At 66.1% G+C, this 24,582-nt stretch carries 27 protein-coding genes; 5 read left to right on the top strand and 22 right to left on the bottom strand.

The features are described from left to right. Nucleotides 1-31 precede the first annotated feature (31 nt). Complete coding sequence (locus tag DBO33_RS31920; RefSeq protein ID WP_107658357.1) at nucleotides 32-508, top strand: DUF6194 family protein; 477 nt, start codon at nucleotides 32-34, stop codon at nucleotides 506-508. A gap of 232 nt (nucleotides 509-740) precedes the next feature. On the opposite strand, the gene DBO33_RS31925 is transcribed toward DBO33_RS31920, so the two are convergent. From DBO33_RS31925 to rlmN, 4 genes are all read right to left on the bottom strand, one after another. Beyond that, nucleotides 741-1,073 carry an Rv3235 family protein gene (locus tag DBO33_RS31925; protein WP_159080638.1) on the bottom strand — a complete coding sequence of 111 codons (333 nt, stop codon included), beginning with the start codon at nucleotides 1,071-1,073 and terminating at the stop codon, nucleotides 741-743. Between the two features lie 845 nt (nucleotides 1,074-1,918). After that, entirely contained in the window at nucleotides 1,919-2,770 is an 852-nt protein-coding gene (locus DBO33_RS31930; RefSeq protein ID WP_107658359.1) for a helix-turn-helix domain-containing protein, read from the bottom strand. Between the two features lie 72 nt (nucleotides 2,771-2,842). Continuing rightward, nucleotides 2,843-4,150, bottom strand: coding sequence for a cytochrome P450 (locus DBO33_RS31935; RefSeq protein ID WP_159080639.1), 1,308 nt, complete (start codon nucleotides 4,148-4,150; stop codon nucleotides 2,843-2,845). Between the two features lie 507 nt (nucleotides 4,151-4,657). Beyond that, a complete protein-coding gene (rlmN, locus tag DBO33_RS31940) occupies nucleotides 4,658-5,767 on the bottom strand; it encodes a 23S rRNA (adenine(2503)-C(2))-methyltransferase RlmN (protein WP_107658361.1) in 1,110 nt (369 codons plus the stop codon). Between the two features lie 125 nt (nucleotides 5,768-5,892). On the opposite strand from rlmN, the gene DBO33_RS31945 reads away from it, so the two are divergent. Further along, nucleotides 5,893-6,261 carry a LapA family protein gene (locus DBO33_RS31945; RefSeq protein WP_107658362.1) on the top strand — a complete coding sequence of 123 codons (369 nt, stop codon included), beginning with the start codon at nucleotides 5,893-5,895 and terminating at the stop codon, nucleotides 6,259-6,261. 32 nt (nucleotides 6,262-6,293) lie between these two features. On the opposite strand, the gene DBO33_RS31950 is transcribed toward DBO33_RS31945, so the two are convergent. The 7 genes from DBO33_RS31950 to rpsB form a co-directional block, all read right to left on the bottom strand. Further along, nucleotides 6,294-7,025: a hypothetical protein gene (locus DBO33_RS31950; protein WP_107658363.1), complete on the bottom strand. Its 732-nt coding sequence runs from the start codon at nucleotides 7,023-7,025 to the stop codon at nucleotides 6,294-6,296. Continuing rightward, nucleotides 7,022-7,708 (bottom strand): MarR family transcriptional regulator, encoded by a 687-nt coding sequence (locus DBO33_RS31955; RefSeq protein WP_107658364.1) that lies wholly within the window; start codon nucleotides 7,706-7,708, stop codon nucleotides 7,022-7,024. Before DBO33_RS31955 ends, DBO33_RS31950 begins: the two co-directional genes overlap by 4 nt. A gap of 52 nt (nucleotides 7,709-7,760) precedes the next feature. Beyond that, nucleotides 7,761-8,603 (bottom strand): phosphatidate cytidylyltransferase, encoded by an 843-nt coding sequence (locus DBO33_RS31960; protein WP_107660774.1) that lies wholly within the window; start codon nucleotides 8,601-8,603, stop codon nucleotides 7,761-7,763. 420 nt (nucleotides 8,604-9,023) lie between these two features. Further along, complete coding sequence (gene frr, locus DBO33_RS31965; protein WP_107660775.1) at nucleotides 9,024-9,581, bottom strand: ribosome recycling factor; 558 nt, start codon at nucleotides 9,579-9,581, stop codon at nucleotides 9,024-9,026. 50 nt (nucleotides 9,582-9,631) lie between these two features. Further along, nucleotides 9,632-10,360: a UMP kinase gene (gene pyrH, locus DBO33_RS31970; protein ID WP_107658365.1), complete on the bottom strand. Its 729-nt coding sequence runs from the start codon at nucleotides 10,358-10,360 to the stop codon at nucleotides 9,632-9,634. Between the two features lie 253 nt (nucleotides 10,361-10,613). Then, nucleotides 10,614-11,438: a translation elongation factor Ts gene (tsf, locus tag DBO33_RS31975; RefSeq protein ID WP_107658366.1), complete on the bottom strand. Its 825-nt coding sequence runs from the start codon at nucleotides 11,436-11,438 to the stop codon at nucleotides 10,614-10,616. Between the two features lie 163 nt (nucleotides 11,439-11,601). Beyond that, entirely contained in the window at nucleotides 11,602-12,480 is an 879-nt protein-coding gene (gene rpsB, locus DBO33_RS31980; protein WP_107658367.1) for a 30S ribosomal protein S2, read from the bottom strand. A 794-nt stretch (nucleotides 12,481-13,274) separates the two neighbouring features. On the opposite strand from rpsB, the gene DBO33_RS31985 reads away from it, so the two are divergent. Together DBO33_RS31985 and DBO33_RS31990 are read left to right on the top strand one after the other, a co-directional pair. Next, entirely contained in the window at nucleotides 13,275-13,739 is a 465-nt protein-coding gene (locus tag DBO33_RS31985; protein ID WP_234391428.1) for a M23 family metallopeptidase, read from the top strand. 197 nt (nucleotides 13,740-13,936) lie between these two features. Continuing rightward, nucleotides 13,937-14,455 carry a DUF1990 family protein gene (locus DBO33_RS31990; protein WP_107660776.1) on the top strand — a complete coding sequence of 173 codons (519 nt, stop codon included), beginning with the start codon at nucleotides 13,937-13,939 and terminating at the stop codon, nucleotides 14,453-14,455. Nucleotides 14,456-14,489: 34 nt separating this feature from the next. On the opposite strand, the gene DBO33_RS31995 is transcribed toward DBO33_RS31990, so the two are convergent. The 7 genes from DBO33_RS31995 to DBO33_RS32025 all read right to left on the bottom strand — a co-directional run bounded on the left by DBO33_RS31995 (nucleotide 14,490) and on the right by DBO33_RS32025 (nucleotide 20,054). Continuing rightward, a complete protein-coding gene (locus tag DBO33_RS31995; protein ID WP_234391152.1) occupies nucleotides 14,490-14,849 on the bottom strand; it encodes a GatB/YqeY domain-containing protein in 360 nt (119 codons plus the stop codon). Nucleotides 14,850-14,903: 54 nt separating this feature from the next. After that, on the bottom strand, nucleotides 14,904-16,820 hold the full coding sequence (locus DBO33_RS32000) for an alkyl/aryl-sulfatase (protein ID WP_107658370.1): 1,917 nt from the start codon (nucleotides 16,818-16,820) through the stop codon (nucleotides 14,904-14,906). A 123-nt stretch (nucleotides 16,821-16,943) separates the two neighbouring features. Further along, on the bottom strand, nucleotides 16,944-17,252 hold the full coding sequence (locus tag DBO33_RS32005; protein WP_107658371.1) for a DUF202 domain-containing protein: 309 nt from the start codon (nucleotides 17,250-17,252) through the stop codon (nucleotides 16,944-16,946). Beyond that, nucleotides 17,249-17,614, bottom strand: a complete 366-nt coding sequence (locus DBO33_RS32010; RefSeq protein ID WP_107658372.1) for a YidH family protein — start codon at nucleotides 17,612-17,614, stop codon at nucleotides 17,249-17,251. Before DBO33_RS32010 ends, DBO33_RS32005 begins: the two co-directional genes overlap by 4 nt. Then, the gene (locus DBO33_RS32015; protein WP_159080641.1) at nucleotides 17,611-18,282 is read right to left on the bottom strand and encodes a DUF3159 domain-containing protein; all 672 of its coding nucleotides are present in this window, start codon (nucleotides 18,280-18,282) and stop codon (nucleotides 17,611-17,613) included. The genes DBO33_RS32010 and DBO33_RS32015 overlap by 4 nt, the downstream gene beginning before the upstream one ends. A 170-nt stretch (nucleotides 18,283-18,452) precedes the next feature. Continuing rightward, the gene (locus tag DBO33_RS32020) at nucleotides 18,453-19,148 is read right to left on the bottom strand and encodes an acetoacetate decarboxylase family protein (RefSeq protein ID WP_234391153.1); all 696 of its coding nucleotides are present in this window, start codon (nucleotides 19,146-19,148) and stop codon (nucleotides 18,453-18,455) included. Between the two features lie 174 nt (nucleotides 19,149-19,322). After that, nucleotides 19,323-20,054 carry a TetR/AcrR family transcriptional regulator gene (locus DBO33_RS32025; protein ID WP_107658375.1) on the bottom strand — a complete coding sequence of 244 codons (732 nt, stop codon included), beginning with the start codon at nucleotides 20,052-20,054 and terminating at the stop codon, nucleotides 19,323-19,325. Between the two features lie 54 nt (nucleotides 20,055-20,108). Between DBO33_RS32025 and DBO33_RS32030 the strand changes: the two genes are divergently transcribed. Further along, complete coding sequence (locus DBO33_RS32030) at nucleotides 20,109-21,569, top strand: MFS transporter (protein ID WP_234391154.1); 1,461 nt, start codon at nucleotides 20,109-20,111, stop codon at nucleotides 21,567-21,569. 115 nt (nucleotides 21,570-21,684) lie between these two features. Here the strand turns inward: DBO33_RS32030 and DBO33_RS32035 are convergent, their stop codons facing one another. From DBO33_RS32035 to dprA, 4 genes are all read right to left on the bottom strand, one after another. Next, nucleotides 21,685-22,608 carry a tyrosine recombinase XerC gene (locus DBO33_RS32035; protein ID WP_107658377.1) on the bottom strand — a complete coding sequence of 308 codons (924 nt, stop codon included), beginning with the start codon at nucleotides 22,606-22,608 and terminating at the stop codon, nucleotides 21,685-21,687. 48 nt (nucleotides 22,609-22,656) lie between these two features. Then, on the bottom strand, nucleotides 22,657-23,091 hold the full coding sequence (locus tag DBO33_RS32040) for a PIN domain-containing protein (RefSeq protein ID WP_107658378.1): 435 nt from the start codon (nucleotides 23,089-23,091) through the stop codon (nucleotides 22,657-22,659). Continuing rightward, nucleotides 23,088-23,327, bottom strand: coding sequence for a ribbon-helix-helix protein, CopG family (locus DBO33_RS32045; RefSeq protein ID WP_107658379.1), 240 nt, complete (start codon nucleotides 23,325-23,327; stop codon nucleotides 23,088-23,090). The genes DBO33_RS32040 and DBO33_RS32045 overlap by 4 nt, the downstream gene beginning before the upstream one ends. A gap of 65 nt (nucleotides 23,328-23,392) precedes the next feature. Then, entirely contained in the window at nucleotides 23,393-24,529 is a 1,137-nt protein-coding gene (dprA, locus tag DBO33_RS32050; RefSeq protein WP_107660777.1) for a DNA-processing protein DprA, read from the bottom strand. Between the last annotated feature and the right edge of the window lie 53 nt (nucleotides 24,530-24,582).

The following is a 24,582-nucleotide window of genomic DNA, read 5'->3' on the forward strand; positions in this document are numbered from 1 at the left end:
CACAGAAGCACTTGAATGACACGCTGGAACCATGACCATAGACGAGATCATCGACTTCGTGGCAGCCCTCGACGGCGTACTGACCCTCCGCCCCACCGCCGGCGACCAGTGGCCGGAGATCAGCTGGGGCGACACCTTCTTCTACTACTCCCCCGACGGCGTCGTCCCCACCAACACCCAGCCCTTCGCCACCATCATCACGAAGGACTACCCCGACGACCAGAACTCGCGCCTGCACCGCCCGGATACCTTCCGGGTCAATATCGCCGCCGGAAAAGACGCTTTCATAGGCCACACCGGTTACCAGCCGCGCGAAGCAGACACCAAAGACGTCGACCACAGCGCCACCGACACCGTCATCCCCCACCCCAGCTACGGCACCGCAGCCTGGCTCGCCGTAGTGAACCCCGGCACCCGCACCGATACCGTGACACGCGAACTCCTGCACTCCGCCTACCTGCGCGCACGTTCCCGCTACGAGCGCCGTGCCGTCGCGGGCCCGCGTTGATACCCCGTCTCACCCCTGCGGCGGCGTCTTAAGCTTGCGATAGCAACGATTAGCTGCGAATGTGGCCCGAAATCTCGTCGGCGGCGTCGTTATCGTTGCTATCGCAACGTTAAGGACCCCGCACGCGATTCCAGCCGGCCTTCGTAATTCGTCGCGCAAGCGACCCGCTGGGAACGCAGCGAACCCGTCAGGTCGACCGAATCAACGACACGACCACACCGAATGCGTGCGATCACAGCACGCGCAGAGCGGTCAACCGCCAGCCGGCGCGAGTGCGGGCAATGCGTGCGGCAAGCGCGAAATGACGGTGTCCGCGGTCGTACGAGCCGCACAACTCCGCAGCAGCACCGTTGACCATCACGACGTCCACCCGTCTCAGTACCGCCGTACCCAACTCACTGCCGGGCACGAAGTCACCGTTGACAATCGTGCGCACCACCGACACCACCGACGGGTCGGCAATGGCGCCGAGCTGCGCGACCGGCCGGTGACGATCGAGTACTTCCAGCGCGCATCGCAACCCGCGATGAGCGAATTCCTTTGCCCCACTATCTACTTCGTCCACTGCGCCGAGGTGCCCAGCACGCAACACGCGACGCGGAACTGGCCTGCCCGACCGCTGCGACCGTTCGGAATGCAGTGCGTCACCGGCTGACCGACTCGCGGCCAAACCCGCCGCCCCCGCACATTGCCGACGATCTTCCCCTGGTGCGGCATCAAGCGCAGGCGATGGCCCCACAAAACAATCCACTTCAACTCCCCCTCAGCTCACGTCGCGTCCCCCGCGATCGAATCGCGAAAGCATCTCACGCACATCCCGCCACGTCCACCAACCAAGCGACCACTAGCGCCATCACTATCCACATCGACCGTGGAACACGGCCGGTGGTTCTCGCCCCTGAAGGTGCACCGTCTGGTCAGCATGCGGTGCGGTCCCCTCCCCTCCAGAATTGGGGGACCGTACTTGCTCGAGCCAGGCGGTACACCTTCAAAGGCGAGAACGTCATCGGCGTGGACGCGCCGGCGTGACGGATGCGGCGGGGCCTTCGGTCGGCTGGTCGACCGGTCCGTACGGCGCCGCCGCTCCTCCGATGTGCGGAGTCGGCGCGCCGAGGAGCCGTCAGCTTTGCCACGGCTTGCTCGCGCATGACTTGGCATGGCGCGGCGATTCGATTAGCTGATCGGATCGTTAAAAGTCTGCGCCCTAAGGCTTTTCACTTGTCATGGATGCAGTCTTTGACCACGCACGACTCTTGTCAACCGCCCCGCGGACCCATCCTGATCGGTCGCCTGCGCGGCCAGCGACTTTCGGGACGCCGGACGAAAGAATGTCTACAACTTGTAGCACTTGCCGTACACCCCAACGCCTTTCGAATACCGCCTATGCGGCAGCGGCAAACACCAACGGTGCTACCGCGTCTCGACGGGAATCAGCGAATGAAACAGCACCGGTGGCAGTGCCGGTGTGCCGGAGCGGGGCAGCGGATTGGCGTCTCGGTGGACGTTGACGTAGTAGTACTGCTGGCCGGTGTGATCGCGCAGGTGGAGTCGCGCGCGGCTGGCGTAGAAACGTGCCGCAGGCCGGGTCGACATGATCTGGAATTCCGGCGCTCTGGACATCCTGTCGAGCGCCTGCAGATCGGCCTGTCCGACGAAATGGTGCCGCAACTGGGTGGCTGTCCAGACGCCGAGATGCGTTTCCGGCCACCAATCTTCGCTCAGCACGTGTTTCGATCGAGGGTCGAGCACCAGCCACTCCAGAAACGAGCTGCCTGCCTGGACGCCGGGGTGGAGCCGTTCGTAGGCGGCATTCGCCTCGAGCACCCACAGGAGTCCCGGGATCAGCAGCGCGGCGGGGAAGGACATGCTGTGCACCCATGCCTTGTCGCGCGGTTCCGGGACGATCCGTGCGCCCGGCACCGCGTGCTGGAGCTGAATGCCCTGAACGAGAATCTCTTCCAGACTGTGCAGATCAGGTAGCTCCAGCACGGCGGCGACCGTCGCCAAGGTGCGGTGAGTCACCTTCCTGGCACCGGACTCGTAGGCTTTGATCGTCGCGACCGACAGACCGGTGAGGTCGGCCAGATCTTGCTGGCTGAGCCGGGGCTCCGCGTCGATCCTGGCCTTGACCAGCCGATCCCGCACCGCCGCTTGGCCGACTGTCAGCGCCGGTCTACCAGACACCAGGTTTCGGCGACCGGGGGCTTCGGGCGTGGAGTCATCTTCGCTCTCCCCGGTGATCTGCTCTGCGGTCATGTCCATTCGAATTCGATAGGTGGCCAGTGGATTACGAACCTGATGGCAATGACCGGCACATCAGCGCCGAACGTACTCTCAAACCCGAGCGGGAGCGAGCCGGACCGGCAGGTACCGCGGACCTGCCGTCAGTATCGACTCGGCCATCGGGAGGTCGGCGGGAGCGGCGGCGAGAGACAAGTCGGGGTAGCGCGCCAGCAGAGCTCGCAGCGCCACCTGCCCTTCGAGCCGAGCCAGTCGTGCACCGATGCAGTAATGCATGCCGAGACCGAACGTGAGATGGATCGGGCCACTGCGGTCGCCCAAGTGCACGTGCAGGGGGTCGTCGAAGACCGCGGGATCGGTGTTGGCCGCGCCGAGCCCCACGATGACCACCCGGCCCGGCGGGATCTCGAACTGCCCCAGCACCAATGGCGCGGTGGTGTATCGCATGGTGGCGAACGGTCCTGGGCTCGCGATGCGCAGCGCCTCCTCGACGTAGGTGTCGATACGATCCGGGTCGGCGACGAGTTCGTCGCGAAGTTCGGGTGTCAGGAGCATGATGCTGTTGGCGATCAAGCCGCGCGTGGTTTCGTACCCGGCAGCCAGGAGCACGGTGGTATTCGTTGCGATTGCCCGGTCGGCCGCGGCGATCCGGTCGGCCGTCGGCAGTTCGGCGGTAGCGGGGTCCGCTGCGACCGCGGCATCACAGCGAATGATCAGCGTGCCGAGCAGGTCGGCGGGCAACGGGTCATCCGAGGTCCAGGACACCAGATCGGCTCGCTGCCTGCGGAGACTCACCTGCCCCATCAGGTAGTACGCGAACTTCTTGCTTGCCCGAGCGCGTTCCTGACCCGGACTCTGGGAGAGCAACATCGTCTGCACCCATTCACCGAATTGCTGATGATCACCGGCCGGAACCCCGAGGATTTCACAGATCACCTGCACCGGCAGCGGTGTGGCATACGCCGGTAGCAGGTCGACCGGCTCGTCGGCGGCCGCAGCAAGGTCGGTGAGCAGTTTCTCGGCGATCTCTTGCACCCGCGGCTGAAGTGCGGCCACGGTCCGGGGTGTGAATGCGTCGGCCACCAGCGCCCGCAGGCGGGTGTGCTCGGGCGGATCCGACCACGGCAGTCGCTCCGCCATCGCGAGCGCAGGCAACGTGAGCTCAGCGAACTGCTTGACCTCGGGGCTGGTGGTCGCGGAAGGGTTCTTCCGCAGGCTCTCCTCGCCCAAGGCCTGACGGGCCAGCGTGTAGTCAGTAATCAGAATCGCGTTGCCACCACCAGGGAAGGTCACCTCGTGAACGCCACCGGCTTCCCGCAAGCTCGGGTAGATCTCGTATGCGCGACGGAAGAAATCGTCAGGCAACTGGACACGCGGCGGTGGATCGTGCGAGGTGGTCATCCGTGGGCCTCTGTTCGCTCGTCTCAATCGGCACAGCCAGGGATCAACCTCGCTGGAGACGATCATGCAGCACAAACCGCAACAGGTTCCAGTTTTGCGCTCCACCGGTTGTGCGACCGGGTGGATCAATTCTCTCGCCGAAACTATTGAACCGCTGACACATTGGGGTTCCGGGACCCGGTGGCGCTGCAGCTGTCGCGATACAAGCGTTTCGTCAGCTCCGATGGTCGAGGCCGATGACCACTCCCCCATTTCGCGACACCGAGCGTCACCACTGCCGCCTTGCGTTCGCCCACTTCGTAGCTCGACCGAGCACGTGCCCTGGCGTCGTCGGCGCCTACACCTCACGAGTATTAGGACCGTACTCCTAAGGACTGCAGTCCTATAGGCCGCGCGCAGCCGACCGGGTCACGGCCGTCTCGGGTTGGTCGTACCCTCACGGGAGATTAATTTTCGTCGGGCACTCGGCGCATTGACGCACCCCGACGAATAGGTCGGTCTGAGACCTCAGCCTTCGGCGGCGAGTTGTCCGCAAGCTGCGGCGATTTCCTGGCCGCGGGTATCACGGACGGTGCACGGCACACCCTGGGCGTTCACCCGCCGAACGAACTCGGCCTCAACAGGTTTCGGCGAGGCATCCCACTTGCTGCCCGGCGTCGGGTTCAACGGAATCACGTTGACGTGCACGCGCGAACCCAACGCCTTGTGCAGCTTTTGTCCGAGCATGTCGGCGCGCCAGCCCTGGTCGTTGATATCGCGAATCAGCGCGTACTCGATGGAGACACGGCGACCGGACTTGTCGGCGTAGTAGCGGGCGGCGTCGAGGACCTCGGCGACCGGCCAGCGGTTGTTCACCGGGACGAGGGTGTCGCGGAGTTCGTCGTCGGGGGTGTGCAGGGAGACGGCGAGGGTGACCGAGAGGTCTTCGTCGGCCAGTTTGCGGATCGCGGGGGCCAGGCCGACGGTGGAGACGACCACGTTGCGCTGGGAAATACCGAAACCGTCCGGCGGCGGGGAGGTGATGCGGCGGACCGCGGCGACGACCCGCTTGTAGTTGGCCAGCGGTTCGCCCATGCCCATGAAGACGATGTTGGACAGCCGGCCCGGCCCGCCGGCGACCTCACCGTCGCGCATCGCGGCTGCCGCGGCGCGAACCTGGTCGACGATCTCGGCGGTGGACAGGTTGCGGTTCAGTCCGCCCTGGCCGGTCGCGCAGAACGGGCAGGCCATGCCGCAACCTGCTTGGCTGGAGATGCAGAGGGTGGCGCGGTCGGGGTAGCGCATGAGCACGCTCTCGAGGAGCGTGCCGTCGCCCGCGCGCCACAATGTCTTTCGCGTTTCGCCCGCATCGCAGGCGACGTGCTTCACTACCGACATCAGCGGCGGGAACAGCGCCTCGCCGATCTTTTCGCGCACGGGCGCGGGTAGGTCCGTCATCTGCGCCGGGTCGGCCTGCAGCCTGCCGTAGTACTGGCGGGCGATCTGATCGGCACGGAACTTCGGCAGTCCCAGCTCCTCGATGGCTGCCCGCCTGCCCTCGGCGTCGAGGTCGGCGAGGTGCCGGGGCGGCATGCCACGGCGCGGAGCATCGAAAACGAGGGGCAGGGAGACGGTCATAGTTCCTCCATTCTCCCATCTGGGCGAATGTGCCGCACACTCGCCCGCACGCGGCGGTTCCGACATGGCCGGATCGTCGCCGGGAAATACGTGTAACTGTCATAGCAGTGGGCAATGATCGGAACATGTCCACCAATGCTGAGCACCTGCCTGAGCCCGATCCGGATCTGACGGACGAGCGCACGGCGCCGACCCCGCCGACCGCACCGCCGGCCACCACCCCGCCGAGCACCGTCCCGGCGAAGCACCGCCAATCGTTGTCCACTCGCACCGGCACCACCTGGATGAGCCTGATCGCGGGCGCTCTCATCCTGATCATCCTGCTGGTCTTCATCCTGCAGAACCTCGATCAGGTCCAGGTCGGCCTGTTCTTCTGGCACTTCTCGCTGCCGCTCGGCGTGGCAGTGCTGCTGTCGGTCATCGGCGGCGCGCTGGTGATGGCGCTGGTCGGCGGCCTGCGCATCCTGCAACTCCGCCGCGTCGCGAAGAGGTAGCTCATCGCGCTTCGGCGGAGAATGCCGGACCGTCAAGGCGTGAGAGCACGAACGAGGGCACGGGTGCGCGCCGGATTTCCGGTGCACCTCCGCAGCGCGTGTCCCGGCTGGTCGAAATGCTCACGCAACAGATCGAGCGCGTCGGTGAAGGTGGTTCCGGTGGGCCAGGATGTTCGGTCCGCGTATCCGCATTCGAGCAGTCGTGCGATGTCTTCGGCGTCACGCGGAGTGAAGCGGTGCAAGTAAGCGAAGACTTTGATGCAGAGGGCCGTTGCGATGTCCGGGATCGCGACGATGGCGGATGTCCGGGTGCCATCGATCAGCTTGGCACTCAAAGCAATCCACACCGGCTCCCGAGCCAACGCCACGTGCAGCGCCGGGATACCGTCGACCGCGATCGGTCCCGCATCGAGATCGGGGACATGCCGATTGGTGAACGACGGTGCCAGCAAGTCGATCGTCGCGGCAGTTCCACCGACCGAACGCTCGAATCGGTTGCCCGCCCGTGGATTGTCATAGCCCATGCCGCGCAATCGATTCAGCAGAACTCCGTCCCGGATGGTTACCAGTTCTACCGCGAGATCAGCATCTCTGGTCGCGCGCAGCGGGACCGATACCCCGCTGCGCAGCACATGGAGATTGACCATGTGCCCGCCGATCACCGCCCACGACTCCAGCGCGGCACCGGCGGTTGCGGCATCGGCCAGCGCCAGATACGCACCATCCTCGGCCCGCGAACCGCTGAAGACCTCGAGCTCGATCATGCAACGCGCTCGAGCTCGCTGCGGGCGGCGAGGAAGCGTTGTTCGAGTTCGGCTACGGCTTCAGCAGTATCGGGCCCGTCGCCGGTGAGCAGATGCCGGGCGATCTCGGTGATGGGTGCGAGCGGCCACGCTTGTGCAGGTGGCCCGCCCATCGCCGTGGCGATCGCCGGATCGAGCCGCAGTCCTGGCGCGAGCTTGCCGACGTTCACCACGATGGTCGCATCGGCGGGACTCGTTTCGACCGGGACGAATCCTGCCGCTTCCAGGTCCAAGTGCCCATCGGCGTGCAGATAGACGATGTCCGGGATTCGCCACGGTGCGACCCGGTCCGCTGCCCAATCGCCGCAGACCTGCAGCGAGACCTGTTGATCGGCGGCGTGTTCCAGCGCCAGCTCGATCTGCCGCTGCATGGTGTCGAGGCTGTACCAGGACTCGACGACGTCGACCTTGGGCGGACGGGCGGAAACCAGACGCTCGAACAGCTCGCGGGGGCGGCGCACCTGCCAGCCGTCCGGGCCGCGTTCGGTCCAGCCGAACGCATCAGCGGCAGCCAGGATTTGCGACACTCGCGCCTGCGTCACATCGGTAGCTTCCGCGATGCCGACCTGCCGCTGGGCAGCAGGGCTGCCGAGCAGAAACGACAGCACAGCCACCTCGGCACGCGACAGCTTGTCTTCGGACATCCTGCGAGTATAAATTTTTGCCGACGGGGTGGCAAGAATTTATAGTCGCAGGTCAGAGGAGGGTTGAGAGAACCAGCCAGGAGACGAAGGCGGACGGGAGCATGGAGTCGAGGCGGTCCATGATGCCGCCGTGGCCGGGCAGCAGGGTGCCCATGTCCTTGATGCCGAGTTCGCGTTTGATCTGGGATTCGATGAGGTCGCCGCAGGTGGCGACGAGGACGAGGCCGACGCCGAGCACGACGCCGATCATCGAGTTGGCTTCCAGCAGCAGGGTGACCGTGAGCAGGCCGCCGATGACGGTGAAGACCAGGGAGCCGCCGAAACCTTCCCAGGATTTCTTCGGGCTGATCGACGGCACCATCGGATGCCTGCCGAACAGCACGCCTGCCACGTAACCGCCGACGTCGGAGCAGACGACCAGGATCATGAAGGTCAGCACCCGCAGGTTGCCGTCCGGTTCGAGCAGCAGCAGCGTCGCGAACGAGGCGAGCAGCGGGATCCACGCCAGCGTGAAGATGGCGATGGCGGTGTCGCGCAGGAAGTTTCGCGGCGCGGTCTGCAAGCCGTGATCGAACAGGCGCCACACCATGCAGGTGAGCGCGGTGCCCGCGAACGCGCCCGCGACTCCGCTGGCCCCGTAGGGCCAGCCGAGCCAGAACACGGCCTGCCCGCCGGCGATCAGCGGGATGCGCGGCACCAGGACGTCGGCTTCGCGGAGCCGTTTGGCGACCTCCCAGGTCGCCACGCCCACCGCGACACCGACGACCCCGATGAACACCTTCGGCACGAACAGCAGAATCGCGATGAGGGAGAGACCGAGTCCGAATCCGACCGCGAGCGCCGCGGGCAGGTTCCGGCCCGCGCGAGAGCCGGGCGCGGGCGCGGCGGCGAGCACCGCGTTGGGACCGTGCGCCTCCGGGTCATGCTCGGCCGCCGAGGCAGCCGGACCCTGTTCAGCACCCGCGGCATTCGAGGCCCACCCGGACGTGTTGTCCACCCCGGCCGCTTGCTGCCCAGCAGCACCGTCGAGACGGGCGGCCGAACCGTCACCATCGGCCGAAGCGTCATGACCGGACGCCGCAGCGGAGGCTAACGGCTCGTGCCCCGACGCTCCCGCATCGCGCACGTGCTCCTGCCTCGCTTCAGCTGTGCCGTTCACCGGCCTCGGCTCCTCAGCCGCACCGGTCGCGGCGGCGTTCTCGGCCACGATTGTCCCGTCGCTCAACTCGTCGTTCCGTTCGTCCCCCGCCCGGGCGGGCGTGCTGCGGTGTCCCATCGGCGGCATTCCCGGTGCCCATCGCTCACGCCACCGGCGTCAGACCTCGAGCAGTTCGGCTTCCTTGTGTTTGACCAGTTCGTCGATCTGGCCGACATACTTGGCGGTGGTCTTGTCGAGGTCCTTTTCGGCACGCCCGACCTCGTCCTCGCCCGCCTCGCCATCCTTCTGGATGCGCGACAGTTCGTCCATGGCTTTGCGGCGGACATTGCGGATCGACACCTTCGCGTCCTCCCCCTTGCCCTTGGCCTGCTTGGCCAGCTCGCGGCGGCGCTCCTCGGTGAGCTGCGGTACCGAAATCCGAATGATGTCACCGTTGTTGGTGGGATTGACACCGAGATCGGAGTTGCGGATCGCGGTCTCGATCGCGCCGAGCTGTGCCTGCTCGTACGGCTTGATCACGACCATGCGCGGCTCCGGCACCGTAATGCTGGACATCTGGGTGATGGGGGTGGGCGAGCCGTAGTAGTCCACGACGATTCGAGTGAACATCCCCGGGTTGGCACGTCCGGTGCGGATGCCTGCGAGATCGTCCTTCGCTACCGTGACAGCCTTTTCCATCTTCTCCTCGGCGTCGAAGAGCGCTTCTTCAATCACGACCGTTTCCTCCACAGCGTCGTCATCGTCATGATCCGCGGGTCGCGGGGTCAGGACCGAACCAATGTGCCGATCTTCTCACCGGCGACCGCTCGGGCGATATTGCCCTTGGTCAACAAATTGAACACCAGCATCGGCATCTGGTTGTCCATACAGAGACTGAAGGCCGTCGCGTCGGCGACCTTGAGGCCCTGTTCGATGACCTCTTTGTGGGTGATCTCGGAGTACATGGTGGCGTCCTCGTCGACCTTGGGGTCGGCGGTGAACACCCCGTCGACCGCCTTGGCCATCAGCACCACCTCGGCGCCGATCTCCAGAGCGCGCTGGGCGGCCGTGGTGTCGGTGGAGAAGTACGGCATGCCCATGCCCGCACCGAAGATCACCACGCGGCCCTTCTCCAGGTGCCGCTTGGCGCGCAGCGGGAGGTAGGGCTCGGCGACCTGGCCCATGGTGATCGCGGTCTGCACCCGGGTCTCGATGCCCTGCTTCTGCAGAAAGTCTTGCAGCGCAAGGCTGTTCATCACGGTGCCGAGCATGCCCATGTAATCCGAGCGGGCCCGTTCCATGCCGCGCTCCTCGAGCTCGGCGCCGCGGAAGAAGTTGCCGCCGCCGATCACCACGGCCACCTGCACGCCGGTGGCGACCACCTCGGCGATCTGCTCCGCGACCGTCTCCACCACATCGGGGTCGAGGCCGACGCGGCCGCCGCCGAACATCTCGCCACCCAATTTCAGAAGCACCCGGCGATATCCTGGGCGGTCGTTCCCCGGGTCCGTCATGGGTGTTCTTCTCCTTCGGCGGTCAACGTGTTCTCGGCAGGCAAGTGCGTCAAAGAATTCGGCAGCTCGGAAAGGCTCCTCAACACGGAGCGGCCCCTATCCTGCCCTATGTGTGCTCGGCGGCATAGGAAGACCCCCCGTCAACCGGCATATCGGTCGACGAGGGGTCTGCTCTATGTAGCCATCGGCGGCATTCAGACCAGGTCCCGCGTCTGGATCCCAGCGGTTGCCGGGACGACCATGCGGGGCGCGATCAGTTCGAGCCGACCTCGAAGCGGGCGAAGCGGGTCACGGTGACCCCGGCCTCGTCCAGCAGCGCCTTGACGGTCTTCTTCGAATCGGTGACCGACGACTGCTCCAGCAGCACGACGTCCTTGAAGAAGCCGTTGACGCGGCCCTCGGTGATCTTCGGCAGTGCGGCTTCGGGCTTGCCCTCTTCGCGAGCGGTCTGCTCGGCGATGCGGCGCTCGTTCTCCACGATGTCGGCCGGAACCTCGTCGCGGGTCACGTACTTCGCCTTGAGCGCGGCAACCTGCATGGCGGCGGCACGCGCGGCGTCGGCCGCCGCGTCACCCTCGCCCTGGTACTCGATCAGCACGCCGACAGCGGGCGGCAGATCCGAGGCACGCTTGTGCAGGTAGGTGGCGACCGGGCCGTCGAGCGAGATCACCCGACGCAGTTCGAGCTTCTCACCGATCTTGGCGGCCAGCGCCTGCACGGCCTCGTCGGCGGTCTGGCCGCCGAGGTCGAGCGCCTTGAGCGCGTCCAGGTCGGCCGGCTTGGCGGTCGCGGCGGCAGCCACGATCTGGTCGGCCAGCGCCTGGAACTCCGCGTTCTTGGCGACGAAGTCGGTCTCGGAGTTGATCTCGAGCATGACGCCGCCCTTGGCGGTGACCAGGCCCTCGGCGGTGGTGCGCTCGGCACGCTTGCCGACGTCCTTGGCGCCCTTGATGCGCAGGATCTCGACGGCCTTGTCGAAATCACCGTCGGTCTCGGCCAGCGCGTTCTTACAATCCATCATCCCGGAGCCGGTGAGCTCCCGGAGCCGCTTCACGTCGGCAGCGGTGTAGTTCGCCATCGGGGGCGAGCCTCCTTCGGAGAAAGTACTCGAATACTGGGCAGCGGTGATCACCATCGCACGCGATCGTGATCACCGCCGGAACAGTGCCTGAACGGCGGCGTTCGCTGTCCCTACGTCGTGACGCAAGCTACCGGCGCACGCCGCCGTGGGTTGAGAAGACTCAGGCCTCGGCCGGGGTCTCCACCGGAGCCTCGGCGGGGGCGGCCTCAGCGGCAGCCTCGGCAGGGGCCTCAGCCGGGGTTTCGGTAGCGGCTTCGGCGGCCGGTGCGGCCGACGCGAGCAGCTCCTGCTCCCACTCGGCCAGCGGCTCGCCCGCGCCCGACTCCGGCTTGTCGTCGCCGGAGGACAGACCGGCCCGCGCCTGCACGCCCTCGGCCACCGCGGAGGCGACGACCTTGGTCAGCAGTGCGGCGGAACGGATCGCGTCGTCGTTACCCGGGATCGGGTAGTCGACCAGGTCGGGGTCGCAGTTGGTGTCCAGGATCGCGATGACCGGGATGTTCAGCTTGCGCGCCTCGCCGACGGCGATGTGCTCCTTGTTGGTGTCGACGACCCAGATGGCCGAAGGCACCTTGGCCATGTCGCGGATACCACCGAGGGTGCGATCCAGCTTGGTCATCTCACGCGTGAGCATGAGGATTTCCTTCTTGGTGCGACCCTCGAAACCACCGGTCTGCTCCATCGCCTCGAGCTCCTTGAGGCGCTGCAGGCGCTTGTGCACGGTGGAGAAGTTGGTGAGCATGCCACCCAGCCAGCGCTGGTTGACGTAGGGCATCCCGACGCGAGTCGCCTCGGCCGCGATCGACTCCTGGGCCTGCTTCTTGGTGCCGACGAAGAGAACGGTGCCACCGTGGGCGACGGTCTCCTTGACGAACTCGTAGGCCTTGTCGATGTAGGTCAGCGTCTGCTGCAGGTCGATGATGTAGATGCCGTTGCGGTCGGTGAAGATGAACCGCTTCATCTTCGGGTTCCAGCGCCGTGTCTGGTGCCCGAAGTGCGCGCCGCTGTCCAGCAGCTGCTTCATTGTTACGACAGCCATAGCTCCCGTATCTCTCTTTCGTTTGCCGGTTGACGCAGTGAATCGGTGATCCACTGCCCTGGCGCCTCCGAACCGTCGGACCCGACCGCGAAGGTGGGGACCAGCCGACGACTCCCTGCTTCGCACAGACACCGTCGCGAATCGATGGATGATGAGCTCGATTCGAACAGCGCCGTTGCGAACAAGCACGGGGTGGCGCGCGAAGTCGGTCTATGCAGGCACAGACCGCTCGATCAGTCTATCGGGTTCCAGGCCAGCTACTAAATCGGCCTGTCAGGGGGTACGCGGTGGTGGTTGCGGACTGTGGAACGGGGGATGTCCACAGACGGGAAAGTTGTCCACATTCGGGGTAGTGGGGGTTCCGGGATGGGTTCGTTCGGATGAGGCTTTGTGGCATGCCTTCGAAACCGATCTCGTCCATGATGACGCTGGTCATACCGCTTTTCTTCGCGCTCGCCGNGGCACCACGGGACATGGGCGCTGCGCTCGCGACGTGCACGGGTTCGTTCTGTGGGCTGGTGCGTCCGGCGCCGTTGCGCGTCATGGGTGATGGGGCGGCGCATGAGAGGGGGTCTGGTATCGGCCCGTTTGCGACATCTCCGCTCGATCCGGAGTTCTGTGAATACGTCGGTCCCGCACCGTTTTTCATGTCGCCGAGTGATTCCGAGTTCTGCGGGCTCGTGTCACCTGCCCCGCTGTCGTTGCCACCGGTCGCAACCAATTGATCTGGCGTGATGGGGAGCAACAGGGCACGCCGGGTTGTCGTCCTGATCGGTCTCGTGTTGATCGTGCTGATGTGCGTGGAACCGGTCTCGACGGCCGCGCCGGTCGGTGGGTTCGGCTGGCCGCTACAGCCTCGGCCGGCTGTGCTGCAGCGGTTCGACAAACCTGCGCAGAACTGGCTGCCGGGGCATCGCGGGGTGGATCTGGCCGGTGTGCCCGGGCAGGGGGTGCTGGCTGCGGGAGAGGGAATCGTGGTGTTTGCCGGGACGGTGGCGGACAAGTCGGTGGTGTCGATCGATCATCCGGGTGGGTTGCGGACCACGTATGAGCCTGTGCGCGCCGAGGTTTCGGTGGGGCGCCGGGTCGGGCGCGGCGACCGGATCGGCACGCTGGAGGCCGGGCACGAAGGGTGTGGGACGTGTCTGCATTGGGGATTGCGGAGTGAAGGTGGTGGTCGGCGTCGACGGGAATACCTGGATCCTTTGGGTTTGCTGCACCTCGCTCCCCTACGCCTGAAACCGGTTGCGCCATCATGAGGTGATTGCCGCTGGCGCTCGTATGTAGCGCCCGCTACGTCTGAACCGGTTGCGCCAACATGACGTGACTGCCGCTGGCGCTGTACGTGAGCACCCGCTGCGTCTGAAACCGGTTGCGTGGTGCGGGAGGCTCAGCGTGTCGAAACCGACGCCGGGTAATGCTTCCCAACCGGGCCGACCGGGGTGAAGATCAAGGCATGGAGCATGGGCCCAGCGATCCGCCGTTCACCTATTCCGAAGTCGGTGCCACGAGCAGTGAGCTGCCTGCGGGGTACCACGGGTTTCGGTTACGGCGGCAGATCGGCCACGGGCGGGCGCTGTTCGAGCACGCGGCGGTGGCGATCCTGGAGTATCGGATGCAGAAGGGCACCGGCATCTTTCAGGAGGCGTCGACCCCGACGGCCGAGCCAGGCACCCGACTGACGGTGCGGCTCGGCATCGGGCCGCTGGCCATCACCGCGCCGTGCCGGGTGGTGTATGTGCTGGCCGCGCCGAACCAGCGCGGCTTCGCGTACGGCACACTGCCGGGGCATCCCGAGAGCGGTGAGGAGTTGTTCTCCGTCGAGTACGACCCGGCCGACGACGCCGTGTACGGCGTGGTGACCGCATTCTCGCGCCCGGCGACCTGGTACACCCGGCTGGGCGGTCCGGTAGCTCGCCTGATCCAGCGCTTCGTCGCCGGGCGATACATCAAGACCCTGCCCACCACACCCTGACGCACAAGGCGACCGGCGTCCGTTGGCAGCGGTCCTAGAGCAGGTCTGCCAACACCTTGGCCTGCACCCGCAGTTCCTCGGCCTGCTCCGCACGCCCGACCCCGTCGTATTCCTCGGCCACGGTGTGGCGTTCGGCGATCTCCGCACGCACGATCTGTTCGATGTCCGCCTCGGTCAGTTCGCGCCGGGCAACCTCGGCGACGCCCAGGCCGACCGCACTCCCCTCCACGGCACCCGCCCGATGCTCGCCGACATCCACAGCCTCCGCATTGTCGATGGCACCCAGCGTGGACCGCAGGGCGGCGATCGCCTGGCGGTCCCGAGATTTCATCGCCACGGACAGAGCGGCGCGCAAGCGCGCACGCAAGGGATCGGTCGACGGTTCGGTTGACATGATCACCACCGTAAGGAGAGTCATTCGCGGAGTCGAACACATTTTGCGGGCGGGCTACCCGACCGTGCCGCGCGGCGTGACGATGGAGAAGTCCGGGTCCGGCGCGTCGAATACGCCGACGAGCTCGGCCAGCTTGGTGACATCGCCGTCGATGAGGATGTCGCCCGCGGCCGCCGCTACCCCGAAATCCTCGCCCGCCAACAGCACTCGGATAAGCGTCGCCTTGCTCAGCGTGAAGGTCGCGTCGGGTTCGGGCAGCGACACCCCGTCGGGCCGGTCGTAGTGGGTCAGCCGCCCGTTGCGCAGTTCGAGGCGGTGCACCCGATCCTCGTCAGTGATCTGCCACTCCGCGACGACCCGCTGATTCCACGCCTTCGGCCCGTCGACGCGCAGCGCCATGGCGTCGAAGACCTGGTCGACGGTCAGCGCCGCGAGCATGGTCGGCGAGGTGGCCTTGGTCGGCGTGCCGAACGAGCCGTAGCGCAGTTCGTAGGCGCCGCTGAGGTAGAAGTTGCGCCAGGTGGCGTTCTCCGCGCCGTAGCCGAGTTGCTCGAAGGTGCTGGCCTGCAACGCTTTCGCGGCATCATTGGTGGGATCGGCGAAGATCACGTAATTGACCACCTGGGCCACCCAGCGATAGTCGCCCGCATCGTAGGACTCCTGCGCCTTGCGCAGCACCTCCTCGGCGCCGCCCATGAATTCCACATGCCGGACTGCGGATTCGACCGGCGGATGCTCCCACAGATGCGCCGGGTTGCCGTCGAACCAGCCCATGTATCGCTGGTAGATGGCCTTGACGTTGTGGCTGACCGACCCGTAGTACCCGTGCGTATGCCAGCTGCTCTCGATAGCCGTTGGCAGCGTGAGCATTTCGGCGATCTCGGCGCCGACGTAGCCCTGATTCAGCAGGCGTAGGGTCTGGTCGTTCAGGTACCCGTATAGGTCACGTTGCAGCGCAAGGAATTCCACCAGCCGGTCGGTGCCCCAGGTGGGCCAGTGATGGGAGGCGAACACCACATCGGACCGGCGCGCGTACAGGTTGATCGCCTCGGTCAGATACTTCGCCCAGACGTGCGGGTCGCGCACCAGGGCGCCGCGCAGCGTGAGCAGGTTGTGCAGTGTGTGCGTGGCGTTTTCGGCCATGCACAGTGCGCGGTGCTCGGGGAAGTAGAAGTTCATTTCGGCGGGCGCTTCGGTGCCGGGGGTGATCTGGAAGACGATCCTGATCCCGTCGACCGTTTCCTCCTGCCCGGTTGTGGTGATGTCCACGGTCGGCGGGATCAGGGTGATCGTGCCGATCGAATTGGTCTGACCGAGACCGGCGCCCACCGCCCCGAGCGGCCCACGTGGCAGCACCGCGCCGTACATGTAGCCCGCTCGTCGCGCCATGGCGGTACCCGCGTACACGTTCTCAGCCACTGCATGCTCCAAGAAGCCCGCCGGAGCGAGGATGGGACAGCGGCCGGCCGCAACATCGTCGGTGCTGGTAACCCCCAGCACGCCGCCGAAATGATCTACGTGCGAATGGGTGTAGATGACGCCGGTCACCGGACGATCTCCTCGATGCGCACGATAGAGCGCCAGACCGGCGGCGGCGGTCTCCGCTGTGATAAGCGGATCTATCACCAGCACACCGGTTTTGCCCTCGACGAGGGTCATGTTCGACAGGTCGAACCCGCGGATCTGATAGATCCCTGCCGTGACCTCGAACAGCCCCTGCTTCATGACCAGACCGGACTGCCGCCACAGGCTCGGATTGACCGACGCGGGACAGGATCCACGCAAGAAGCTGTAGGAGTCGTTGTCCCACACCACACTTCCGTCGGCGGCGGTCACCACGCCGGACTCCGGTGCGGCAATGAACCCGCGGTCGGCGTCCGCGAGATCGGCGGTGTCCGCGAACGGCATCGCGGCGGCCGCACGCTGCTGCTCGGCCACGATGAAATCGCTCGGCTCGGTCGCTGTGCTCATGCCCGCACCTCGCTCACACTCGGTTCCGATATGCGCCAGACCCGCCGACATACGATCCGCTCGCGTCGTTCGCTCATGTCATCCTCCAGAGAGTCGGTACAAAGTCGCTGTGCCGGTATGGGTTCAGGGCGACGGATCGGTGAACTGGATCGCTGCCGCGAGACCAGCGACGACCACTACCGCCACCGTTGTCGCGGCGACAACATTTCTGCCGTAGCCGTAGTTGCCCTGATGCAAACTGCGGTTGCGCAGGAAACTCAGGCCTGCCAGCGCGGCCATGGCGATCGCGGCACCGATGGGCGCGATCATCGCGGGACGCCACCCGCTGGTCACGGCATGGTTGAGGAACAGTGCGCCGGTGATCATCGCGGCCACCGCCGTCCGTCGCCAGGCCAAGGCGGTGCGTTCCGCGGCGAGCCCGGCGCGGCTCATCGCAGCAACACCGCGACACCCGCGAGCACCGAAACAACAGCGATGCCCGCGGACAGGATCGGCACCATCACCGTGTCGGGCAGCGGACGCCCCTGCCGCATCGCCACACCGACTCGGCGCCAATGCACGTACGCGCCCACCGCGACGATCACCGCGAGCACCAGGCAACTCAGCGCGAGTGCGCGCCGTGCGCCGCCCATTCGGAACGGCTGCACCAATGTGTGCACCGCGACACCGCCGGCGAGCAGGCCGAGCGACGTACGCATCCACGCCAGGAACGTGCGTTCGTTGGCGAGGGTGAAGCGGTAGTCGACCTCTTCTTCCCCGTCCTCCGACACGGCGTCGGGGCTCGGCAGCGTCATTGCGCCCCGGCTCGGACCGCGGTCTTGCCGCGCACCCACAACCAGGTCAACGCGAGCAGCACGACCAGCGCGGGCTTGCCGAAGACCAGGGCGAAGGTGCCGAGCAGGACCACCTTGTCGGCCAGATACAGCGGCACCATCACCGCCACGTGCGCCGCCCAGAATACGAACCAGGCGAAGGTGATTCGGCGATGCAGGCGCAGCCGGGTCGCCGCGTCGGCGGGCTCGGCCGGTTCGAGCCGAATCTTGCGGCTCACCGGGTAGCTGAGTGGCTTTCCGGTGAGCAATGTCGCGCCGAACAGCACGGTCATCACGACACTCAACGCTACTTCGGGCAGATAGAAACCGCGCCCCTCCCCGGTGATCTCGACGAACAGGGAGAACACCAGGATTATCAGCACCGCGCCCGCAACCACCCGCACCGAATCGCCGCGCATCAGCCGCACAGCGCCCAGCACGACTGCGATCAGGATGGCGACGAAAACACCGACCTCGGCACCGGCTGCCGAATACCCGATCAGAAATCCGATCGCCGGCGCGGCGCCATCCAGAATGTGTTGCGGGCCGTGCATCGCCCGGAACTTTCCCCACATCTCAGCCACGGCCCCGCGTGATTCCGCCAGGCTGTCGCCTGGATCCAGCACCTCGCGCTGGTCGTCGGAGTTCACGGGCACCTCTCCCACACAAGTCGGTTCGGGCTGCGAGCGAGAGTCCGCTACGCCATGTTCGGCGAGCAAACAATCCGCTACGTCACACTAACCGGCCCTTCCGAGGGCGTCCACGAACCGCGCAAGGCCGTGATCATGCGGTTATCGACCCAGGGTCGGGCCGTGGTGGCCTACACAGGAACGGCATCCTCGAAGGTCATCGCCAACCGGGCGATGCTGGATGTCATGAGAGCGCGACGGGGCAGGCGCAGCGACTTCAGTTCGTCGGCGATGGCGTGATTGCCGAGGGACAGCGTGGCCCCGCCCGGACGGGCGCGCATGCCCGACGGCTCCATCCGCCAAGGCGTGCACCGAGTGACGCCGTCGATGTGCGAGTAGGCGTCGAACGAGGAGGCGGTGTTTCGACGTTCCGGCGTACGAAAGCCCTGACGAACAGTCAGGTCGACGATGAGCTCACCGTCCTGGCGCAGCGCACCATGCCGAATTTCGGTGTCGTGACGCACGCTGAAATCGGCGAGTTCCTTGGGGAATCCCCAGATTCCACGACCCGCCGCGAGCGTGAAGTCACCGTCGACCGGCAGTCGATGGATGAAGACTCCCGCTTGGTTCGTCGCCAAGGCCCGGACGTCGCCGAACCGGCCGGCCGGTGCCGCGGTGTGGTGCCGGACCATGAAGGAGACGCCGAACTCGTGGTACGGGCCGAGATCACCGTCGACGTACTCGACGAAAACGAGCGAGCACATCGCGCGGCCGCCCGGCAGCCGCAGCACTCGTAACCCGGAGTAGTCGACCAACTGTTGCGCGGCGCCGGCGGGAACCAGATAGGTCGCCATGAAAGCGTGTGCGAGCCGGATGCGAACCGGCATGTGAACTTCCTGGCCGAGGACGGGATGGGGGCTCACCCGAACGCCTTCCCGCGCACCCGCTTCGAGCCGTGGAGCGCACCGTTTCGCTGGACTATCGAGTCCATAAACTAGAACTCGTTTCAGTTTAACAAGGCAGCCTCCGCAACGGCCCAAATGCCGACGATTGGCGATGCCCTAACCCTCGGATGGAGGCCCCGCCCCCTCGGAGAAACCGCGCAGACGGTGCTGGAGACCGTCGAGCAAACACAGCAACCCGAAGTCGAACGCCATCGCTCGCGAGACGTCGGTGTCCTGCGGCGTCGACTCCTGATAGTCCGCGAGCAGTTCGGGATAGTCCTCGGCCACGCCTTCCATGGTTTGCACGATGAGGTCCCGGTCGATTTCCATGTCGCCATACGCCTTCGTCCAGGCGATCTCCGGCGTCACCACCCCGAGCACATAGGACATCACCGTGCCACTGGCGAAGTAGATGTCGACACCGCGGAAGCCCGCGCCGACGTATGCGCGACGCAGCCGGTCGGTGAGCCGCAACGCATTCGGCCCCAGGCTGGGTAGCTGACCGATCAGGGTCGCGCCCCACGGATGCTCGCGCAGCGCGGCGCGGAAGTTGTAGGCAAACGTCGTGATCACCTCACGCCACGGCGCCTGCTCGGGTTCCGGGACCTCGACCATGCCCCAGAATTCATCGAGGACCCATTCCAGCAGTTCATCCTTGTTGGCGACGTACCAGTAGAGGCTGGTGGCGCCCGCGCCGAGCTTGGCGCCGATCTTGCGCATGCTCAAGGACTCGAGTCCTTCCGCGTCGAGGAGTTCGACGGCGGCGCCGATGATCTGATCGAGGCGTAAACCCGACGTCTTCGGCTGACGGGGTTCGCGGATCCATACCGAGGTGAACTGCTTGGTCACCCGTCGATCCTATATTCACTCGCACATTGTTCGAGTCTCTCGTACGCTGTTCGAGTGGAATCGAACGTTGTACGAGACCCTCGCCGTTGGTGGATTCTGGGGGTCCTTTGCCTGTCCTTGCTGGTGCTGATGCTCGACAGCACTGTGCTTAATCTCGCTATCCCGTCGCTGATCCGGGAACTGGGTGCCACACCGTCGGACGTGCAGTGGATCCTGGACGCCTACGTGCTGGTCTTCGCCGGACTCCTGCTCACCGCGGGCAGCCTGTCCGATCGATTCGGCAGGCGACGGATGCTGATCTACGGCCTGGCCGTGTTCGGCGTGGCATCGCTGGTCGCGGTGCTCGCCACCGAGCCATGGCATGTCGTCGCCGCCCGCGTGGCGATGGGGATCGGCGGTTCGCTGCTGATGCCGTCGACCCTGTCCATCCTGATGACGACCTTCGCCGAGGACGAGCGGCGCAAGGCGATGGCCGCCTGGTCGACCGTCTCGATGGTCGGCATCGTGGCCGGGCCGACGCTGGGTGGTCTACTGCTGCAGCACTATTGGTGGGGCTCGGTGTTCCTGCTCAATATCCCGGTAGCGGTGCTCGCCATCGTGGCCGCGCTGGTTCTCATGCCCGAGTCCACCGGTGAGCAGCGGCCGGTCGATCTGGTCGGCGTGCTGCTGTCCATCGTCGCGCTGGTGTCGACGGTCTACGTGATCATCGAACGCGAGTGGAATATCGGCATGATCGTGCTGGCCGTGCTGACCGCGATCGGGTTCGTGGTGTGGGAGAGCCGGTCGGAGCACCCGATGTTGCCGCTGGCGGTGTTCCGCAATCGCGACTTCACCGGCACGGCATTCACGTTGTTGCTGATGGTGTTCGGCATGGGCGCGGTGATGCTGATGCTCACCCAGTACCTGCAGTTCGTGCTCGGCTACGGACCGATGAAAGCTGGGCTGGCACTGCTGCCATACGCGGTGGCCGCCGCGGTGTGCAACGGGCTCGGCGCGACCTTGGGCAAGAAGATCAGCAACAAGGCGCTGATCGTCTCGGGGTTGCTGATCATGGCGGGAGCGTTCGCGATTCTCGCGGTCGGCGAGGGATACCTGTGGATCCTGGTCAGCATGCTTGTCATGGGCATCGGCGGCGGTCTGGCCGGCCCTGCCGCCTACACCTCGATCATGAGTGCCATTCCGCTCGAGCACGCCGGCGTCGGTTCGGCCATGAACGACACGTTGCAGCAGGTCGGTATGGCGATCAGCATCGCCATCCTCGGCAGCGTGCTCGCCGGTGTGTTCACCGATCACATGCCGACGGACGCACCCGACGCGGCACGTGAATCCATCGGTGCCGCTTTCCAACTCGGCTTCGGTGAAGCTGCGAAGGAAGCGTTCACCACCGCCATGTCGACCGGTTCGTGGATCAGTGCGGGCTTCTGCGTTGCGGCTGCGGTACTCGGTGTGACGTTGCTGCGGACGCGCAAACCGTCGGCCGGACTGCCGCAGGCGGACACGGTGGAGGTCGGCTGATCCGGTGACGATCTGCGAATGCATACTCGCAGAGCTGGTCCCGTTCCTCGTGAGCGGGGCCAGCGCGGTCACCGCACCCCAACTGCCACTCGGCACTGCGGCCGATCGTCGCACTTCAGGCGCGGGGGTGAGCTTGGTCGTGCACCTTCTTCAGGCGTTCGATGGAGACATGGGTGTAGAGCTGGGTGGTGGCCATGCTGGCGTGGCCGAGGAGTTCCTGCACAACGCGGAGGTCCGCACCGCCTTCGAGCAGGTGGGTGGCTGCGGTGTGACGTAGACCGTGCGGGCCCATATCGGGAGCACCCGGGATGGACGAAACCACCTCATGAACAACAGTTCTGGCTTGACGTTGGTCGAGGCGTTTGCCGCGGCGGCCGAGCAGTAGTGCCCGTCCGGACTCGGCGGTCGCGAAGGCCGCGCGGCCGTGTTGCAGCCAGTGGCCGATCGCCTCGTCGGCGGGGATGCCGAAAGGCGCCGAGCGTTCCTTGTTGCCTTTGCCGAGCACCCGGACCACCCGGCGTTCGCGGTCGACGTCGTCGATGTCCAGGCCGCACAACTCGCTGACCCGAATTCCGGTGGAGTACAACAGTTCCACGATCAGCCGGTCGCGCAGTGCCATCGGGTCATGCTGTGCGGCACCGGATTCCGCGGCACCCATGACGCCGAGCGCCTGCTGCTGGCCGAGGACGGCAGGCAGCACCCGGTGTGCTTTGGGCGAACCGAGCCGCAATCCCGGATCGACGGCCAACCGTCCGGTCTGGGTGAGCCAGGCGGTGAAGGTCCGCGCAGCAGAGGCCCGCCGCGCCATCGTGGTCCGCGCCACCCCCGCGGTCGACTGCTGCGCGAGCCAGGACCGCAGTAGCAGCAGATCCAGTTCGCGCACCGCGGAATCCGCCGATCTGGCATACAGGTGCGCCAGCAGCGAACGCGCATCCCCCAGATAGGCGCGCACCGTGTGCGCCGACCGATTCCGCCCGAGCCGCAGATGCCTGCCGTACTCCGTCAGCAGTGCTTCCAGATCCTCGGGTAGCTCGTCCATCCCACCACCGTCCCGACAGTCGTCCCCGTTGGCAAGCCACCGCGCCGGTCAAAGGTCGTCCGGCAGCACACGGAAGGCTGCGGCACCGGTCAACGGCCGGATGGCACGAAAGTCCTTGCGATCGAGGGTAAGGATCACGTCGGTCTCGTATTCGGCTGCCAGCACAACGTTTACCGCGTCAGTCAGATCGAGCCGCAGGTCTGCGTATCGCTCCTGCACCATGCGGGCCTTACGCAAGTGGCCACTGGGCAGACTCGGCGCGGCAACCCGGCCGAGCGGCTCCTGGGCGAGCAACCAGTCGTTGATCACTCCCGCCGTGGACCAGTCGAAGTCTCGGGTCACGATGTGCTCGATCTCGAGCAGAACCAGTGGGCAGACAACTGTCAGCGCCGCCTCAGCCAATGCGGCACGCGCCCCTTCGTGGTCTGGCCCAGCGGTGTTGAAGGCTGCGACCAGACCCGAGGTGTCGCCGATGACGATCAACTGTTCCGCCGGACGATCGCGTCCCCCACCGCCTGCTTGATGTCTTCGTGCGTCACCGATCTGCCGAAGTCGAGAGTTGGAATGTCCCAGTCTTCGGTCCACCGCTTCGTGCGCAGTGCGGCGATGTGGAATGCCTCGCGGAAAATCTCGGACTCGGGACGGCCCTCCCGCACGGCAGCCTCCTTGATGAGGGCCAAGTCCTCTTCTTCGACCATCACTGTCGTCTTCTTCAGCATGGAGGTTATGGTACCAGCACCATACATTCGTGATAGCTCCTTTTTCGTGGGTGGTTTGCATGCGCTCACTTGTCCTCTGGGTTGCGGCGGCCAGCTATTTTTCGGAACCAACCGCCGCCGTCCGTGCCGACCAACTCGGCGAATTCGAGGGCGGGTAACGCTGCTCGAACAGTGGACAGCGGCAGTCCGGATTGCTGGGCCAGTTCGCGGGGAACGCGCGAACCGACTTTCGGAATGGCGGCGAAGACGAGCGCTTCGTCACCGGACAGGGCTTCTGCACGCTGGTCGTCCCGGCCAGCGATGCCGGGCAGGGGCAGGTGGAGGGGGCCCGCCTCGTCGATGACCTCTTCGGCACGCGTGACGAGTAGCGCTTCCCCGTCACGGATCATGCGATGGCAGCCGACGGATGCGGCCGAGGTGACCGGGCCGGGGACGGCCAGCGCCGGACGGTTGAGGCGGCGTGCCCATTTCACCGTGTTGCGCGCGCCGCTGCGCAATCCCGCCTCGACTACCAGGACGCCGTCCGCCAGTGCGGCGACCAATCGGTTGCGGGCCAGGAATTGATGCTTGTGGGCGGTGGTTCCGGGTGGGTATTCGCTGACCACCAGTCCGGTCTCGGCGATCTCGGCCAGCAGCCGATCGTGTTGTGCGGGGTACGGCCGGTCTATGCCGCAGGCCAGCACCGCGATGGTGCGGCCGCCTACGGCCAGTGCCGCGCGATGCGCCATCCCGTCGATCCCGAATGCCGCGCCCGACACGATCGTCCAGCCTTGGGCCGCCAGGTCGCCCGCGATCTCGCCGGTGACCTGATTTCCGTACCCGGTGCTGCATCGTGCGCCCACGACCGCGAGCGCGCGGTCGCTCGACTCCAGCAACGACAGCGGGCCGCGCACCCACAGCACGAGCGGCACCGCGCCGTCCCGGTCGCGTTCGGCGTCGAGTTGGGAAAGTCCCAGTAGCCGCCACGCGGGCCACTCCGGATCCTCGGGCGTGACGACGCGCCCACCCATCCGCTCGATCGTATCCAGATCCATTGCGGCCGAATCCGTTCCGCGTCGCTGCGCGGTGGGCCCGCGCAGCGACGCAGGCAGGTCGCACTCGCGCACGGCCCGCGCCGCCTCGAGCACACCGACCGACTCGATCAATGCTGACAGCGCTGCACACGGCCCATTCACCACTCGGGACAGATATACCCACGCCAGCCGCCGCTCATAGGCGTCGAGATCGACTGGCGCGGAACACCCTTCCGCGCCGG

The organism is Nocardia suismassiliense, from assembly GCF_900269665.1.
GTDB lineage: Bacteria > Actinomycetota > Actinomycetes > Mycobacteriales > Mycobacteriaceae > Nocardia > Nocardia suismassiliense.